This is a genomic window from Thermoproteota archaeon, assembly GCA_030130125.1.
Classification (GTDB): Archaea; Korarchaeota; Korarchaeia; order Korarchaeales; family Korarchaeaceae; genus Korarchaeum.
Genome location: JARZZM010000001.1, coordinates 35,609 through 51,781, shown reverse-complemented (window position 1 = coordinate 51,781; position 16,173 = coordinate 35,609). Strand labels below are relative to the sequence as shown.

The 16,173-nt window shown below is 53.4% G+C and carries 14 protein-coding genes; 2 read left to right on the top strand and 12 right to left on the bottom strand.

Features of this window, described 5'->3' with window-relative positions:
• Window positions 1-2 precede the first annotated feature (2 nt).
• The 3 genes from QI197_00295 to QI197_00285 are packed head-to-tail and all read right to left on the bottom strand — an operon-like array spanning window position 3 to window position 3,654.
• Window positions 3-887: an ABC transporter permease gene (locus tag QI197_00295; GenBank protein ID MDK2371818.1), complete on the bottom strand. Its 885-nt coding sequence runs from the start codon at window positions 885-887 to the stop codon at window positions 3-5.
• 12 nt (window positions 888-899) lie between these two features.
• Window positions 900-1,913: an ABC transporter permease gene (locus QI197_00290; protein ID MDK2371817.1), complete on the bottom strand. Its 1,014-nt coding sequence runs from the start codon at window positions 1,911-1,913 to the stop codon at window positions 900-902.
• 37 nt (window positions 1,914-1,950) lie between these two features.
• Window positions 1,951-3,654 (bottom strand): ABC transporter substrate-binding protein, encoded by a 1,704-nt coding sequence (locus QI197_00285; GenBank protein ID MDK2371816.1) that lies wholly within the window; start codon window positions 3,652-3,654, stop codon window positions 1,951-1,953.
• A gap of 350 nt (window positions 3,655-4,004) precedes the next feature.
• Here QI197_00285 and QI197_00280 point away from each other — a divergent pair, with 350 nt between their 5' ends.
• Both QI197_00280 and QI197_00275 read left to right on the top strand, forming a co-directional pair.
• The gene (locus tag QI197_00280) at window positions 4,005-5,216 is read left to right on the top strand and encodes an NfeD family protein (GenBank protein ID MDK2371815.1); all 1,212 of its coding nucleotides are present in this window, start codon (window positions 4,005-4,007) and stop codon (window positions 5,214-5,216) included.
• Window positions 5,213-6,100, top strand: coding sequence for an SPFH domain-containing protein (locus QI197_00275; protein ID MDK2371814.1), 888 nt, complete (start codon window positions 5,213-5,215; stop codon window positions 6,098-6,100). The genes QI197_00280 and QI197_00275 overlap by 4 nt, the downstream gene beginning before the upstream one ends.
• Window positions 6,101-6,231: 131 nt before the next feature.
• On the opposite strand, the gene QI197_00270 is transcribed toward QI197_00275, so the two are convergent.
• From QI197_00270 to QI197_00230, 9 genes are all read right to left on the bottom strand, one after another.
• A complete protein-coding gene (locus QI197_00270; protein MDK2371813.1) occupies window positions 6,232-6,576 on the bottom strand; it encodes a DUF86 domain-containing protein in 345 nt (114 codons plus the stop codon).
• Window positions 6,573-6,878, bottom strand: a complete 306-nt coding sequence (locus QI197_00265; GenBank protein MDK2371812.1) for a nucleotidyltransferase family protein — start codon at window positions 6,876-6,878, stop codon at window positions 6,573-6,575. Before QI197_00265 ends, QI197_00270 begins: the two co-directional genes overlap by 4 nt.
• Window positions 6,879-7,217: 339 nt before the next feature.
• Window positions 7,218-8,195 carry an ABC transporter ATP-binding protein gene (locus QI197_00260; GenBank protein MDK2371811.1) on the bottom strand — a complete coding sequence of 326 codons (978 nt, stop codon included), beginning with the start codon at window positions 8,193-8,195 and terminating at the stop codon, window positions 7,218-7,220.
• A 4-nt stretch (window positions 8,196-8,199) separates the two neighbouring features.
• A complete protein-coding gene (locus QI197_00255) occupies window positions 8,200-9,150 on the bottom strand; it encodes an ABC transporter ATP-binding protein (GenBank protein MDK2371810.1) in 951 nt (316 codons plus the stop codon).
• Window positions 9,151-10,008, bottom strand: a complete 858-nt coding sequence (locus tag QI197_00250; GenBank protein ID MDK2371809.1) for an ABC transporter permease — start codon at window positions 10,006-10,008, stop codon at window positions 9,151-9,153.
• Between the two features lie 9 nt (window positions 10,009-10,017).
• Window positions 10,018-11,028 carry an ABC transporter permease gene (locus QI197_00245; protein ID MDK2371808.1) on the bottom strand — a complete coding sequence of 337 codons (1,011 nt, stop codon included), beginning with the start codon at window positions 11,026-11,028 and terminating at the stop codon, window positions 10,018-10,020.
• 44 nt (window positions 11,029-11,072) lie between these two features.
• A complete protein-coding gene (locus tag QI197_00240; protein MDK2371807.1) occupies window positions 11,073-12,740 on the bottom strand; it encodes an ABC transporter substrate-binding protein in 1,668 nt (555 codons plus the stop codon).
• 239 nt (window positions 12,741-12,979) lie between these two features.
• Window positions 12,980-14,767 carry an aldehyde ferredoxin oxidoreductase family protein gene (locus tag QI197_00235; GenBank protein ID MDK2371806.1) on the bottom strand — a complete coding sequence of 596 codons (1,788 nt, stop codon included), beginning with the start codon at window positions 14,765-14,767 and terminating at the stop codon, window positions 12,980-12,982.
• A 30-nt stretch (window positions 14,768-14,797) separates the two neighbouring features.
• The gene (locus QI197_00230) at window positions 14,798-16,141 is read right to left on the bottom strand and encodes a hypothetical protein (protein MDK2371805.1); all 1,344 of its coding nucleotides are present in this window, start codon (window positions 16,139-16,141) and stop codon (window positions 14,798-14,800) included.
• Between the last annotated feature and the right edge of the window lie 32 nt (window positions 16,142-16,173).

The following is a 16,173-nucleotide window of genomic DNA, read 5'->3' as shown; positions in this document are numbered from 1 at the left end:
AATCACCTCCTCGCCCTGACATTCAGTATGTCGTTTATCCCGTCGCCCAGCAGGTTGAAGCCCAGCGTTGCCAAGAGTATCGCGAAACCGGGGAATGTGGAAACCCACCACTGCTCAGTTATGAACCTCCTCCCCTCGCTGACCATGACTCCCCACTCCGGGGTGGGGGGCTGGACACCCAGTCCGAGGAAACCGAGGCCGGCTGCGGTGAGGATGGTCCCGCCCATGTCAAGGGTGGCTTGAACTACTACCGGCGCGATGACCATCGGGAGGACATGGAGAAATAGTATCCTCTTGTCGCTGGCCCCTATCGCCCTAGCTGCCTCTATATACACCTCCTCCCTTATCTGGAGGGTGCTGGCCCTAGCCAGCCTGGCGTAGTAGACCCAAGAGACGAAGGCTATGGCGAGCATGGTGTTGAAGAGCCCGGGTCCTAGAGCGGCAGCCACGGCCAAGGCGAGTACCAGTCTGGGGAATGCCATGAACATGTCCGTGATCCTCATAAGAACCTCGTCGACCTTACCCCCGAAGTAGCCGGAGATTATGCCTATGGTAGTTCCGACGGTGAATGAGATAGCGACAACTATAAGGGCTATAAACAGTGAGATCCTAGATCCCCAGACCACCCTGCTGAATATATCCCTTCCGAGCTGATCGGTGCCGAAGGGGTGCTCCCAGCTGGGGGGCTGGAGCCTGTTCTTGAGGTCCTGCTTTATGGGATCGTAGGGTGCTATGAAGGGTGCGAAAATCGCCACCAACACTAGAAATATGGTCAGAGCGAGTCCCAAGACCGTGAGAGGGCTCTTCTTCACCAGTATAAGGGTTATCTTGAAGTCCTCGGATCTGAAGTACTCCATCAGACCTCTGATCTTCTCCCCTACGTTCATGAGAGCACCTCCTCAGGCGTACCTTATCCTCGGATCGAGGAACGCGTAGAGTATGTCCACGACCAAGTTGGCCACTGAGTAGATCACCGCTATCAGCAAGGTGGACCCCATAACCGCCAAGAAATCCACGGACAGGAACGCACCTGTTGAGTACCTCCCCAATCCGGGCCAAGCGAATATGGTCTCCGTGAGTATCGCACCCTCTAGCAGGCTTCCGTAAGCCATCCCTATGACGGTCGTAGTGGGTATGAGCGCGTTCCTCAGGGCGTGCCTGAACAGCACGACCCTCTCGGACAGGCCCTTAGCTCTGGCCGTCCTTATGAAGTCTTGGGTCATGACCTCGAGTAAGGATGTCCTAGTGATCCTAGTGATTGATGCAGATGCGTAGTAGCCCAAGACGAATGAGGGGAGTATGAGATGCCATACGGCATTCGTGAACGCCTCGAAGTTCCCGGTAATCAGGCTATCGAGTGTTAAGATACCAGTTATTCTGGGTGGGGTCTCTATCCCTGGATCCAGCCTACCAGGCCCTGGGAATATCCCCAGCTGGTAGTAGAGGACGAAGAGCAGGATGAGACCCAGCCAGAAGACGGGCATGCTCACTCCCATAAGGGCGAATATTCTGGAGATGTGGTCGGGCCACTTGTCCTTCTTCACGGCCGAGATTATACCGAGGGGTATCCCTATCACTATGGCAACTATCATCGCCGCCGTCGCCAGTTCGATCGTCGCGGGAAAGAACTTCATGAGGTCCTCTGCCACCGGCTTATTCGTTCTTATGGACTTGCCTAAGTTACCGTGGAGTAAGTTCACCATGTAGTCAACGAACTGCTCGGGAAGGGGCTTATCGAATCCCCACTCCCTTCTAACCTTCTCTATAAGCTCGGGAGGAGCTTGAGGTCCCAGAATGGCCCCTATCGGATCAGCAGGAATCACATGAGACACGATAAACGTAATCACAATTATTCCGAATAGGACGAACAACATTAGGGCCAGACGCCTCAATATGTACGTCTTAAGGTCCAACAGCTACCCCCCGGAAGAGAAAAAGGGAAGGGGAGTCTCAGCTCCCTCCAGCCTTTGACACCTTAGAGAGGTCCTCGAGGAAGAACGTCGGATCGGGCAGATAGTTCTTCACGTAGTCCCTCGCTACGTGCTGGGCGAGGGTCTGGTAGAGGATCGCGTAGGGTCCGTGGTCGAGTATGTAGTCAGTGAGCTCGAGGTACATCTGCTTCCTCTTACTGTTGTCGAACTCCACGGCCGCCTTCTCAGCGAGGTCGGCGGCGTGGTCATCGTACCAAGAGTTCCTCCAAGCGAGCTGTTTCACCCTGTAGTCACCGAAGGCCTTAGCGTTGTTGTCCGGATCCGGATAGTCAGATCCCCAACCTGCGAGCACAAGCTGAAGACCTTGCTTTCTATACTTCTCGTACATCTCGGACTGGGTCATCTGCACGATCTTCACCTTGATGCCGCACTCGGCCAGGTCTGCCTGTATCTTGGTTGCTATGTCTATCTGAGGATAGGTCGGCGGCGTGGTCAGCTCTATGGTGAATCCATTGGCCACACCGGCCTTAGCTAAGAGTTCCTTGGCCTTGGCCACATCCTTCTTGTAGGGGGTCTTCGGGTTCGCTCCGAGCAGACCCTTTGGAATGACAGTCTGCCACTTTATCGCTGCTCCAAGCAGGATGTCGTTTATTATGCTGTCATAGTCTATACAGTACCTGATCGCATCCCTAACCTCTTCCTTGTCCAACGGTTTCACGGCAACGTTCATTCCCAAGTAGACTATGTGAGTCCTCTCCACCTTTATCACGTTTATTCCGGGCGTACCCTCAACCTGTTTGACCTGCTCTGCGGTCAAGTCAGTTGCTATGTCAACATCCCCCTTCTTTATCAGGAGGAGCTGATCCGTGGGCTCGGGAACATGCTTTATGATCACCCTCTTCACAGCTGGCTGACCTGGCTTCCAGTAGTATGGGTTGGCCTTAAGGACTATTTCGGCCTCCCTATCCCACTTCTCTAGGACGAACGGACCGCTACCGGCGCTGTGATCGGTCATCCAATCGCTTCCCATGTCCCCGTTCTTCGCATGGGCCTCGACCACCTGCTTATCTACGACTGCGGAAGTCGTGAACGTCAGGGTAGCGAGGAAGAAGCTCGGAGCTACTGGCTTATCTAAGGTTATCTTGACGGTGTAGTCATCGATCTTCTCTATCTGCTCGGGAGTGGAGACGAACTGGGTAAGAACCCAAGAAGCGGTCTGCTTAAGCTTGATTACCCTCTGGAGGGAGTAAACGACATCATCGGCGGTGAGGGGATTACCGCTAGCGAACTTAATACCCTTCCTTATATGGAAGGTCCAAACCTTGCCATCTTCGCTGACTTCCCACTTCTCAGCGACCTCGGGCTTAACATTGACCAGATCAGGAAGCTCGAAATCCACAAGCTTATCATAAAGCTGGTTGACAACGAAGCATGAGGTGAACTCATAAGCCCTAGCCGGATCCATAGAGACCGCATCGCTGGTATCCATAGCTATTATCAGGGTATCAGCGGGGGTCTTCATCCGGGCCTTGGGCTGGGTGGTGGTCGTCTTAGTCGTGGTGGGAGCTGGAGGGGCGCCAGCAGTCCGGGTCACGGTCACGGTCTTGACAGAGGTCTGTGTCACGGTGACAGTGGTTGTCTTACCGGGGCCCGCGGCAAAATACCCTATGAGGAGCCCCACGATCAGGAGGACTATAACGATTATCCAATCTTTCCCACTCATCTAGAACACCCAGTGTGGTTAGATAAGCCCTAAAATCTGACAAATATAAATCTTGACCTCAGATAGGGGAGCACAGGCTTGGATAGATCATGTATTTTTCCCTTTTTCAACAAAAAGTTTTTCCGGTTCGAGGGAGGGGTCGTACGCCTCAGAGAGATCCATCTTTCCATACATCTATCGACGATCCTCTATCAATAGGACAGGTTTTCGACATAGTAACATAGAATTAGCGCAGCTAGGTGTCTAAGTGTCATCCACGCTTCCCGTCCCTTTAAGGAGAACTCGTGGTATCAGGAGCTCTCCAAAAAACAACGGTTAAATTTCCATACTTACTGTTCATGAGTAGAGCCATGAGAAGGTCAAAGCTTACCGTATTACTGATGCTCTCACTCATGCTTCCCCCTCTCCTGCAGGCCTCCAGTGGTGGTAGAGCCCTCTTACTGAGGATAGAAGGTACCATCACAGAGGGCGTGGCGGAGTACATCGCGTCCGGAGTGAAGCTTGCTGAGAGCAGGGACATGGATGTGCTCATAGTCCTCAACACCGATGGAGGGTTCCTCCAGCCGACTGAGCGGATAGTCGGGACAATCAGCTCTTCACCGGTGAGGGTGGCCGTCTACATCCCATCCGGTGGGAGGGCATTCTCGGCTGGCGCCTTCATAGCACTGTCCGCGGATAAGATATGTATGGGACCTGGATCTTCCATAGGGGCGGCTGAACCTAGACCGAGAGATGAGAAGGTGGTGAACGCCCTCTCCAGCTGGATGAAGAGCTTAGCTGAGGTTTCAGGTAAGAACTCAACGGCTGCGGAACTGTTCGTTAGGGAGAATTTGGCTCTGACCGCTGAGGAGGCCTCGAAGTACGGAATAGCGGACTGCACGGCGAAGAATTCTCTAGAAGCGCTGGAGAGGATGGGCTGGCCCAGAGATACAGAGGAATATTACCCGGATGTAAGGGTATCCCTCCTCCTCGTCATAACGGATCCGCTGAACGCTTGGGTCATATTCATTCTGGGCATAATACTCGTGCTGCTTGGACTGACGCACCCGACCTTCGTGATGGAGGCCGGTGGAACCATAATGATAGTGCTGGGCCTCTACGCGTTCGGCCTTATCGGGGCGAGTCTAGCGGCTATAATACTCATGGTGATGGGAGCGACGACCATATTCCTCGAGTTGAAGACCGGTCACGGTTTCCTAGCCCTGACGGGTGCTGTGATCTCCGCTATTGGCCTGCTGCTTGTGTACGAATCTGGACCACTGATAGCACCCACCTTAAGTGTCGAAGCCGTGATTGTATCTCTAGTTGTTTTCTCCGGACTTGTCGGGTTCTATCTGTACAAGATAAGGGAGATCCTGTCTAAAAGAACAAGTCCCCTTAGTCCAGAAAACGTAATAGGTAAAACAGGAGTAGTTAAGGTCGCTATAAGGCCGGATAGAGAGGGGGTGGTACTCGTTGGCTCTGAGCTCTGGACTGCCGTTTCAAATGAGAGCATAGAGGAGGGGGAGAGGGTGAGGATAGTTGATATTGAAGGTTTTAAGGTCAAGGTGGTGAGAGAATGATCCAAGCTGTAGTTTTGGGTCTGTCAGAGTTCCTTATAGCTGTTGTCGTCTTTATCCTGATCCTGTTCCTAGCTTCGGCAATTAAAATAGTGCCTGAGTTCAAGAGGCTTGTAATTCTGAGGCTGGGCAGGTTTCTAGGGGTGAAAGGGCCCGGTATAGTATTCAGGGTTCCTATAATTGACCAAATAATATGGATAGACCTGAGGGAGAGCTACTTCGATGTGCCGCATCAGACCTGCATAACGAAGGACAACGCCCCCACCGATATAGACTTCATCGTCTACTACAAGGTGGTGGATCCCATGGCGAGCGTCCTCAACGTGTCGGACTTCAAGGGGGCGGCAATAGGAATAGCTACCACCACACTGAGAGCGGTCATAGGTGAGATGATGCTTGATGAGGTCCTAGCAAAGAGAGATGAGATAAACAACATCCTGAGAGTTAAGCTCGATGAGGTGACCGAGCGATGGGGCGTCAAGATAACTAACGTAGAGATCAGGGAGATATTACCTCCTAAAACGGTCCAGGAAGCCATGATAAAGCAGATGGCTGCTGAACGTAACAGGAGGGCCATGGTAACAGAGGCTGAGGGAAAGAAGGAGGCGGCAATAAGGGTAGCTGAGGGCGAAAAGCAGGCGGCCATACTGAAGGCCGAGGGTGAGAGGCAGGCCCAGATACTCAAGGCTGAGGGCTACGCCTTGGCCCTCAAGACCATAGACGAGGTCGCGAAGGCGTTGGATGAGAAGACCATGAAGCTTCAGTACTTGGATGGGCTGAAGGTGATAGGTTCCTCCGAGGCTACAAAGTTCCTGATACCCATGGAGCTGATGGAGATCGTGAAGGACTGGCTCTCCAAGGAGGGTAGAAGGGAGGGCGAACACTGAGCCCAGCCCTCTTATCTTTTGAGTTCCCAGCGGTACTTCCCTCCAGCCTGAAAGCTGACTCCTCATTCCCGCAAGAGGATGTCCCGCGCAAGGGAGAGAATAGAAGGAAATAGATCACGAGAGCAGTGAGGTTACTCCTCAAGTTCTCTCAAAATCCTCTCAAACCTCGGCCTCAGAGGGGGGATTTCGGTCTTGACGACCTCCCAAACGATCCCCAAGTCTACTCCATGGTACTCGTGAATCAGTTTATCCCTCATACCTACGAGGTATTTCCAAGGAATATCTGGATATTTCTCTCTGATCTTGCGTGGAATTTTCTTAGCGGCCTCTCCCATGACTTCTAAGCTTCTGATAACAGCGTTTATAGTCTTCCTGTCTCCGATAAACTCTTCGAAATCCATGCCCTCGGTAAATTCTTCGATCTCATCAATAGATGTGAGAATGTCGAGGATGTAGTCCCTATAAGACCTCTTCACACCATAACGACCTCTTCCAAGATGTATTTCCCAATGTGGGGTTTAAGCGCCTTTTTAGATACGAGATCAACCTTCATACCTATCAAGTTGCTCATGTACTCCTCTAACTCGAGAAATTTGAGGAGTCCTATAGGCCTCTCGAACTCGACGAGTATATCGACATCGCTTTCCTCTCCAGCTTCTCCTCTGACAATGGATCCAAAGATGCCGATTCTTTTCACACCGTACTTCTCCCTCAGTTCGCTCTCATGCTTTTTGAGGATGGTCCTGATCTCATCGAGTGATCTTACCGTTTTTCTCACTCAACCTCCTCTTTTTCCATCAATTTTAGGGCTCTTAAACCTTTCTGGGGGTTTATATATAGTGGCTGCCGAGAGCGTCTGGTATGGATCCTGTTGGCCGCGAAGGTGAATCTTGAGGATTTAATATCTGAGGTCTTACAAATGAAAGGAAACCACACGGAGCGGTCAGTGAGGGATGAGAAGTTAGGGTTCACATGCAGCTACAGCATAGGTCACCAAGGATTTCACTCTAGGGGGGAGATTCATTCTGGCGATCGATGGCCATCCTAGGAAGCCTCAACTATCCCAAAATGGCTTTACTCTCAGCTAGCTACTTCAAAAAAGGAGTGTTAAATTTTTCTACGTGTACAGGTGACAGGCCACGAAGTGACCCGGCTCCACCTCCATGAGCTCGGGTTCCTCCTTATTGCACGGTTCGAAGCTCATGGGACATCTCGGGTGGAATCTGCATCCAGGAGGGATGTCTATAGCTGAAGGGATCTCACCCTCCAGTCTCAGCCTCTCCTTCCTCTTGCCCGGGGTAGGGACGGGTATGGCGCTCAGCAGAGCCTTGGTGTAGGGGTGCAGGGGGTTCTTGAATAGGTCCTTCGTCCTTCCTAGCTCGACTATCTTGCCAAGGTACATTATGGCTATCCTGTCAGAGATGTACTTGGCTACGGCCAAATCGTGGGTTATGAAGAGGTAGGCGACGCCGAATTCCTTCCTGAGATCCATCATCAGATCCAAGATGGAAGCCCTCAGTGAGACGTCGATCATGCTGACTGGCTCATCAGCAACCACCAGTTTGGGTCTGGTGATCATGGCCCTAGCTATGGCGACACGCTGCCTCTGTCCCCCGCTGAGGTAAGCTGGATAGGAGTTGAAGAACGTCTCCGGGGGCGTGAGTCCCACCTTCTCGAGCATCTCCAGCACCATTTCCTTGGCCTCTCTCCCCTCAGCTATCTTGTGGATGAGCAGGGGATCCATTATGGCCTCTCCGACCCTCATCCTAGGGTTGAGGGACGCGTATGGGTCCTGATATATTATCTGCATGTGCCTCCTCATCAGTCGGAGCTCCTTCTTGCCCAAGGAGGTTATGTCTCTCCCTTGGAAGATGACCCTCCCGGAGGTGGGCTCTATCAACCTCAGCACCACTTTACCAGTTGTGGTCTTCCCGCTTCCCGACTCCCCGACTAGTGAGAAGACCTCTCCCTCCTCTATGTGAAAGCTTATCCCGTCCACCGCCCTGACGTACCTCTCTTCCCTCGTGAGGAGCCGCTCTATGAAGGTCTTAGCGACCGGGAAATACTTCTTCAGATTCTCCACCTTTAGCAGCATGCGATCACCCTCCGTACAGCCAGCACTTCACGAGCCTCCCGTCAATCGATTTGGTGGGTGGTTCCTCCTTGAAGCAGATAGGCATCGCATCAGGGCACCTAGGGTGGAACCGACATCCCTTTGGAGGATCGTGGAGATCTGGTGGGGACCCAGGGATGGACACGAGCTCCTGCTCCTCAAGTTCCACATTCGGTATTGCCTTTAGCAGCTCCCTAGCGTATGGGTTCAGGGGTTTCTTAGCTAGCTCCTCCGACTTCGAGAGCTCCATGAGCCACCCGGCGTACATCACCCCTATCTTGTCAGATACCTCCAACTCTAGAGCTAGATCGTGGGATATTAGGATTATCGCCACGCCGAACTCGTCCCTCAACTTAGAGAATAACTCCATTATCTGATCCTGCACTATAACGTCGAGGGCCGTAGTGGGCTCATCAGCTATTATCAGCCTGGGGCTCAGGGAGATGGCCATTGCTATCATCACCCTCTGCCTCATCCCTCCACTGAGCTGATGGGGATAGTCGTTGAACCTATCCCTGGAGATCCCCACCTCCTCCAGTAGTTCAAGGGCTCTCCTCTTAGCTTCCTCCTTGCTCACATCCTCGTGGGCCAAGATAGTCTCCACTATTTGATCGCCTATCCTCATGAGGGGGTCCAAGGAGGTCATTGGATCCTGAAAGACCATAGCTATCTCCTTGCCCCTGATATCCCTTAGCTCCTTCTCGCTCATCTTGGTCAGATCCTTCCCGTCCAGCCTGATGCTCCCTCTAACTATCTTCCCTGGGGAGGGGACTAGGTTCATTATCGCCAGTCCGAGCGTGCTCTTCCCGCTTCCCGACTCACCCACTATCCCCAGTATCTCGGCCCTGTCGAGTTCGAAGGAGACCCCCTCGACCGCCCGGACCACGCCCCTCTTGGTGAAGTAGTAGACATGGAGGTCCTCTATCTCCAAGAGCACTCATCTCACCTCCTTCTGCCCAAGCATCCTGTTGAGTCCCTCACCGAGGAGACCGAAGCCCAAGGCCAGCAGTATTATCATGGTTCCCGGGAACACGACGGGCCACCACTTGCCCGATAGGAAGTACCTCTGGCCGTTCTTCAGGTCGAATCCCCAGTCAGGCGTTGGGGCCGGGACGCTAAGTCCTAGGAAGCTCAGACCCGCCTCGGTCAGGATGGCATCAGCCACGTTCAGGGAGAACACCACCGCTATGATGAAGAACACGTTGGGGAATATGTATTTGCGGAGTATCCTCCAGTCAGTCGCACCCAAGGCCCTAGCTGCCTCCACGAAGAGCTGCTCCCTCAGCGAGAGGACCTGCCCCCTCACCATCCTGAAGTAAGTGGGGATGTATACCACGGCCAGTGATATGGACGTGTTGTATATACCGGGCCCGAGCATTGCAGCCACCGCAATGGCGAGTATGAGCCCAGGGAAGGCGTATATACTGTCCATCACTAGGGAGAATACCCTGTCGAGTGGGCCTCCGACGTATCCGGAGATGAGGCCCAGAGGTATGCCCACCACCATGGACAGGGCGGTGGACATGAGTATCACCACCATTATGGTCCTAGAACCGTAGACGACGCGGCTGAATACGTCCCTTCCTATGGTATCGGTGCCCCAAGGGAATTCGGGGGACGGAGGGGTTACGGGCATGCCCACGGTCTTGACAGGATCGTAGGGCGCTATGAACTCGGCGAATACGGCCATCACTAAAACGGTCAGCACCATAATCAGACCGACTACCATCATGTAACCGTCCAGCCCGGCATCCCTCACAGAGCTGAGGAAGCGAGAGAGGTTGAACGTCCTCATCAAATCACCTCAGTACCTTATCCTAGGATCGACGTACGCGTACACCAGATCAACGATCAGGCTGACCAAGGCCACGAAGAGGGCGTAGAACACTATTGCCCCCTGTATGGTTGTGAAGTCCCTATACGTTATCCTCTCGACTAGGAAGGTGCCCATTCCCGGCCATGAAAACGTGGTCTCGGTGAGAACTGCGCCGGCCAGCAGGAGAGCAAATTGAAGACCCATCATGGTGAGAATTGGGATGAGAGCGTTCTTCAGCGCGTGCTTGAACAGGATGGCCCTTCCTGGGAGGCCCCTAGCCTTGCAAGCCCTTATGAAGTCCTGACCCAGCACCTCCATCAGGCTGGATCTCACCAACCTAGTGTATATGCCGGAGAGGACCAGCCCTAAGGTGAGTGAGGGCAGCGCCAAGTGAGCCAACGAGTTGAGCAGGCTATCCATCTTCAGGCTTATGATCGAGTCCAAGACATACAGGCCCGTCATCGATGGAGGTTCCATACCCGGATCTATCCTCCCACCTACCGGTAGCATGTGGAGCCAGACTCCGAACACGAGCTGTAGCATCATTCCAAGCAGGGGTATGAAGAGGGAATACACGACGATGCTGTAGATCCTCATGGATGCATCTACCTTTCCACCTGATCTTATCCCCGCAAGCATTCCCGTGGCTAAGCCCAATAGGACGCTGACTAAGAAGCCGCCTATGGTCAGCTCAAGAGTTGCGGGGAAGTGGTCCATTATCTCTTGGATGACGGGCCTCTTCCCCCATATCATCGACCTTCCCAAGTCTCCTCTCAGCAGGTTCCCCAAGTAGTCGAGGTACTGCTGCCAAAGGGGCTTATCGAGACCCAGCTGATGCTCCAGCTTCTTTATGTACTCTGGAGAGGCCTTCATCCCGACTATGGCTATCACAGGATTTCCTGGGAGGACCCTCATTACTAGGAAGACCAACGTCAGCAAAATGAGGATCATGGGGATCGTCATAAGAATTCTAGTTATCACGTAGGCCCTTAGTGACATCTGGAATCCACCCTAGCGGGAAAGATAAAAAGGAAAGGGGAGGTTCAGCTACCAGCTTCCTTGTATATCAGGTAGTACCTGAGCAGCATTATCGGGTCGAGTACTATACCGTGCACGTTCTTCTTCGCAGCAACGTAGAGCTTGCCCTGGAATATGGGCACTATAGGAGCATCATCAGCCAATATCTGCTGGGCCTGCTTGTACAGCCGCTCCCTCTCCTTCTGGTCTAGGGATACTTGGGCCCTCTCCAGTATCTTGTCAAGATCGGGGTTGCTGTACGGCTCACCGAGCCACCTGTTGGATCCGGTGTGGAGGAACGGGAACAGGTAGTTGTCGGGATCTATGTAGTCGGGATACCAGCCGTAGAGGGTCACAGGTAGCTGGCCCTTCCTAGTGAGCTCCAGATAGGTGCTCCACTCGGCGCTCTTCACGGTCACCTCGACCATTCCGGTCTTCTCCCAAGCCTCCTTTATCAGAGCAGCGACATCGGCCTCAGTATCGCCGTAGTGGGAAGGCGTGTACCACAGCTCAACCTTGAGCTTGTTGGACACGGAGTAGCCAGCCTCCTTGAGCAGCTTCTTGGCCAGCTCTATGTTGGCCTCCCCGTACTTCTCCTTGAAGGCGTCTATGTGGCTCCACATGCCCATGGGAACGAGGCTGTAGAGAGGATCCACCGTGCCCAAGAAGACCCTCTCGGTTATGGCCTTCCTGTCGAGGGCGGCGGCGAGGGCCTGTCTGACCTTCTTGTTGTCGAAGGGCTTTATCTTCGTGTTGAACACGATGTACCTTATGAAGGAGCCCTTACCCTCTATCACCTGGATGTCGGGCTTCTTCGTGAGGTCCTTTATATCAGTGGGGTTCAGGGTCCTCCAAGCTATATCTATCTCACCGCTCTCCAGCGCCAGCCTGAGGGTGGTGGCGTCCTTGTAGAACTTGACTATAACCTTGGGAGTCTTGGGCTTCTCTCCGTAGTAATAGGGGTTGGCCTCCAGTATAAGGACCTGATCCCTGACCCACTTGGTTATCTTGTAGGGACCGACGCTGCCAGCGGTGTTGTCGGAGGAAATCTCATCGGCAGGATACTTGTCCGGTGGTATGGGGAAGTAGGTGGGGACGGCCAGCACCGCTGGATAGAAGGCCACGGGCTGGTTCAGCACTATCTTTAGAGTGTAGTCGTCGATTACTTCTGTCTTGTTGACGAAGTCGAGCACGAACCACGCGGGGTCTCCCTCTATCCTAGCCACCCTATCTATGGACCACTTCAGGTCCTTGGCGGTGCAGGGAGTCCCGTCTGCGAATTTCAGATTCTTCCTGAGCTTCAGTATGTAGACCTTACCTCCTTCCTGGACCTCGTAGTCCTCTATTATTCCCTTAATCAGCTCAGTAGTTCCTGGCTTGTACTTGAACGGACCCTCCCCTATGTTGTTGAACACCTCCCAAGTATAGAAGTCGTATGCATTGGCCGGATCTAGGTCGGAAACCTTATCGGTCACTCCTATCACTATGGTGTCAGCGTATTTCTTGGGTGGCGTGGTCTGGGTTGTCGTGGTCTTGGGTGGAGGGGCGCCCGCTGTTTGCGTGACCGTCACGGTTTTGACAGATGTCTGTGTGACGGTGGTAGTGATCGTCTTGCCCGGTCCAACTGCGAAATAGCCTATCAGTAGGCCTAAAATAAGTAGAACTATCGCTATACCCCAGTCCTTTCCGCTCATTGTGACACCCCCTTTTGGGGCGAAGGAACACTCCGATCTGATTAATATAAGCTTGTCTGGGATTTATATAGGTAAAATTAAAAGAAGCGTTACGTTGAGTCGAGCTTCGGATTTTTCGGAACGAATGGGTTCTAGGCACGGTCGATGGTGACCAGTTTGCAAACCGATCCACCCTGCCAGTGGAGGTAGAGATGGATGTCCAGACCTTCTCGAGAACTAAAAAGAGTGAAGAAGGACCATCAGATCAGGTCGTACTCCTTCAAGGTCTCCTCTTTGGGGACTCCGTCCTTGTCCCATCCCCTGAGCTCGTAGTAATAGTCAAGGAACCTCTCCTGCTCCTCCTCAGTTATCTTCCTCTCCTCTCCCTCGTGGATGAAGGACTCCCTGAACAGCCTCTTAGGTAGTCTGTCATCCTTCCTCCTCACGCCAAGCTTCACGTTATACATCCTCACTAGGTTTATTATGCGCCTAGCGGCAGTTTTAAGGTCAGTTATGCTTGTTTCCCTTCCGGTTATGAGCGTGTAGTACTTGGCCATTTGCTCCCAGTCTATCAGGGTTCTGGTGAACTTGCATATCACGAAGGAATCCTCTAGTACGCCCTTCTCCTCAAGATCCGCTAACACTTCAGTTTTCTCCTTTGTGACAGATTTCCTGTCTCCTCCAAGTCCCTTTATGTCGGCGAAGTAGCCGGTGAGCCTCAGGTGACAGGCGCCCCTAGAGGAGACTCCGTAGCTGAGGATCATGCTCTTCAGGGTTCTGGGATCGTAGCCCGCGGGCTCCAGTCCCTTCACGTGAATCGCAAGATCTTGGAGGCCCAGCTTCTCAGCGGCAGCTCTAACTCCCTCGGCAAGCAGGTCTCCCACTCCTCTCCTCTCAGCTATCATCTTGGTGATCTCGTACAGGGATTCGGGCTCGCTGTAATCGAGCTTGAAGCCGGGATCAAGCTTGCCCCTCTTGTACGCCTCGATTGCGAAGCCGAATATGTTGCCTATTGTGATGGTGTCCATGCCCAGCCCATCAATGAGGTCATTCAACCATACTATGGCCTTTATGTCGGTGACGGCAGCTAGGCCGCCTATCGAGTAAACGGTCTCGTATTCCACTTCCACCTCGCTTCCAGCGTACTTCCCCTCCTTCACCTTGCTGTACCTTCCGCAGGGGGTCGGGCAGCCGAAGCATCCCTTTGCGTGTACGAATACCTCTCTCTCAATTGCATCCCAGGCTATCCTGTCCCATCCCTCTACGCTGCCCCTCGACCAGTAGTAGCTGGGGAAGAACCCCCACTCGTTGGCTAGTTCGACTAAGCCCGTCGTCCCCTTCTCGAAGTACGATTTCAGCTCCTCCCTAGCCCTAGGTATTATCTCCTCTGAGGTGTACTTCCTCACACCGTCCGGGTCCGCTGCGTCCCACTTCATGGTATCGTAATCGATAACTATGGCCTTTAGCTTCTTTGATCCCATTACAGCTCCCCCACCGGTCCTACCGGCCTGCCTCCACTTCTCATTACCTATCACCGCGTACTTCACCAAGTTCTCTCCAGCAGGGCCTATTGAGGCTACGGAGCTGCGTCCATATTCCTTCTTTAGGGTATCCTCGGTCTCGTATATGGTCTTCCCCCAGAGATAGCTGGCGTCCTTCACCTCTACGCCATCCTCCCTCACGACCAAGTAAACGGGCTTCTCCGCTCTGCCCGTTATTACCAAGGCAGTATAGCCCACCCACCTGAAGGCGGCCCCGAAGGTACCTCCCACGACGGACTCTCCTATGATCCCCGTCTGGGGAGATCTGAAGATGAAAGTCCCCTTACCGGAGTACGGAACGGCCGTCCCGGTGAAGGGACCTATCGCGAATATGAGAGGGTTGTCCGGGCTAAGCGGGTCGGTCCCCTCGTCGGTCATATCGTAAAGCAACTTTGCTCCGAGACCCTTACCACCTATGAATTTGAGAGCCAGATCGTCGGGAACGGGTTCACGTCTTTGCTCTCCCGATGAGAGATCGACCCATTGTATTAGGCCGTAACCCTTCAAGCAGACCACCGAGTTAAGGGCTACTGGATCTTAATTAAGGTTCTCAAGTCCTGCAGTTTTCCCTGCACTCCTGATCAGCGACAGGGCCTTTCTCTCGAGCTCTAGAGCCCTCCCCTTCGTGGGTGCGTCCACATGATATCTGAATACAGGTTCAGTTCCAGAGGGCCTGAGGAGCATCCAGCTTCCATCGTCCAAGATCACCTTCACGCCATCTATCTTGATCAGATCTCCGAGCGGTTCGACCAATGCCTCAATCTCGGAGAGTAGCCTTCCCTTAAGGTGATCAGGGCAGGGAATCGCGCCCTTCCTAGTGTACCTCTCGGGTATCCATGAGAGCGATTCCGAGAGGGACCTTCCATCCAATACCCGTAACAGCTTGGCGGTGGCGTAGACGGGATCTCCGTAAAGGATGTTCCCCGGCCAGATGTACTTCCCCGACTCCTCGAACGCGAAACCCGCTCCCTTCCTCAGTATAGCCTCAGCCATCGCTGGCGGGCCCACCTTAGTGTAGATAATCTCGATCCCGTACTCCCTCAGGATCTCCACTGCTCCCGTTGTGTTGACAGGGCACGCTACCTTCCTTATGCCCCTGCTCCTCGCCTCCTCCAAGGCGAACAGGATTCCCAACCTATCGGGAGGGACCACCTCTCCTCTCTCGTCGACGAATATGGCCCTATCCCCATCTCCATCTAGCGACAGCCCGAATATCGCACTCTCCTCCCTGACGATCCTTCCAAGTAGTCCCAGTGATTTCTGATCCGGTTCAGGCGGTCTGTTGGGGAAGTCCCCCCTTATCTCTCCGTTCAGAACCCTCATTTCCAAATCATCCAGCACATGGAGGAAGTCCCTAACCGCGGGGGAGTGGCCTGAGTCCAAAATTATCCTGCCCTCCAGGGTAGGGAACTCACTTCTCACGTCCTCCCTGTAGCTGGAGAGGGCATCTCCCCTCTCAACTTCACCCAAGTCCTCCAACCCGACCAATCGAAACCTCTCACCCTCGAATATCTCCTCTATCTCCCTCTCTTCATCTCCGAAGATCTCCGCCGTATCGCCCCTGAAGAGGAGGATCCCGTGTATGTCCGGAGGAGTGTGAGAACCCGTTATCATGGCGGCTCCTTCGCTATTCCCCTTCATCCCGTGGAGCAGGGCCGGGGTCGAGGTGAGACCGAAGTCGATCACGTCGCTACCGCCCGCGAGGAGACCGGACACGAAGGTCGGGTGGATGATCTTGTTGCGCAGCCTAGCATCCCTTCTAACCGCTATCCTGCCACCCGAAAGGAATGAAGAGAAGGATAAAGCCAGCTTAATTACATTCAGAGGATTAAGCTTCCCGTTAACGTATCCCCTGAATCCCGATGTCCCGAAGACCCTCATTTGAAGATCAGGTTCTTATAGTGGATCTAAAT

What these genes read in the sequence shown, in the direction of transcription:
- QI197_00280 (MDK2371815.1), top strand. Translation starts at nt 4,005, where the DNA reads ATGAGAAGGTCAAAGCTTACCGTATTACTGATGCTCTCACTCATGCTT.
- QI197_00245 (MDK2371808.1), bottom strand. Translation starts at nt 11,028, where the DNA reads ATGTCACTAAGGGCCTACGTGATAACTAGAATTCTTATGACGATCCCC.
- QI197_00230 (MDK2371805.1), bottom strand. Translation starts at nt 16,141, where the DNA reads ATGAGGGTCTTCGGGACATCGGGATTCAGGGGATACGTTAACGGGAAG.
- QI197_00295 (MDK2371818.1), bottom strand. Translation starts at nt 887, where the DNA reads ATGAACGTAGGGGAGAAGATCAGAGGTCTGATGGAGTACTTCAGATCC.
- QI197_00285 (MDK2371816.1), bottom strand. Translation starts at nt 3,654, where the DNA reads ATGAGTGGGAAAGATTGGATAATCGTTATAGTCCTCCTGATCGTGGGG.
- QI197_00260 (MDK2371811.1), bottom strand. Translation starts at nt 8,195, where the DNA reads ATGCTGCTAAAGGTGGAGAATCTGAAGAAGTATTTCCCGGTCGCTAAG.
- QI197_00250 (MDK2371809.1), bottom strand. Translation starts at nt 10,008, where the DNA reads ATGAGGACGTTCAACCTCTCTCGCTTCCTCAGCTCTGTGAGGGATGCC.
- QI197_00240 (MDK2371807.1), bottom strand. Translation starts at nt 12,740, where the DNA reads ATGAGCGGAAAGGACTGGGGTATAGCGATAGTTCTACTTATTTTAGGC.
- QI197_00275 (MDK2371814.1), top strand. Translation starts at nt 5,213, where the DNA reads ATGATCCAAGCTGTAGTTTTGGGTCTGTCAGAGTTCCTTATAGCTGTT.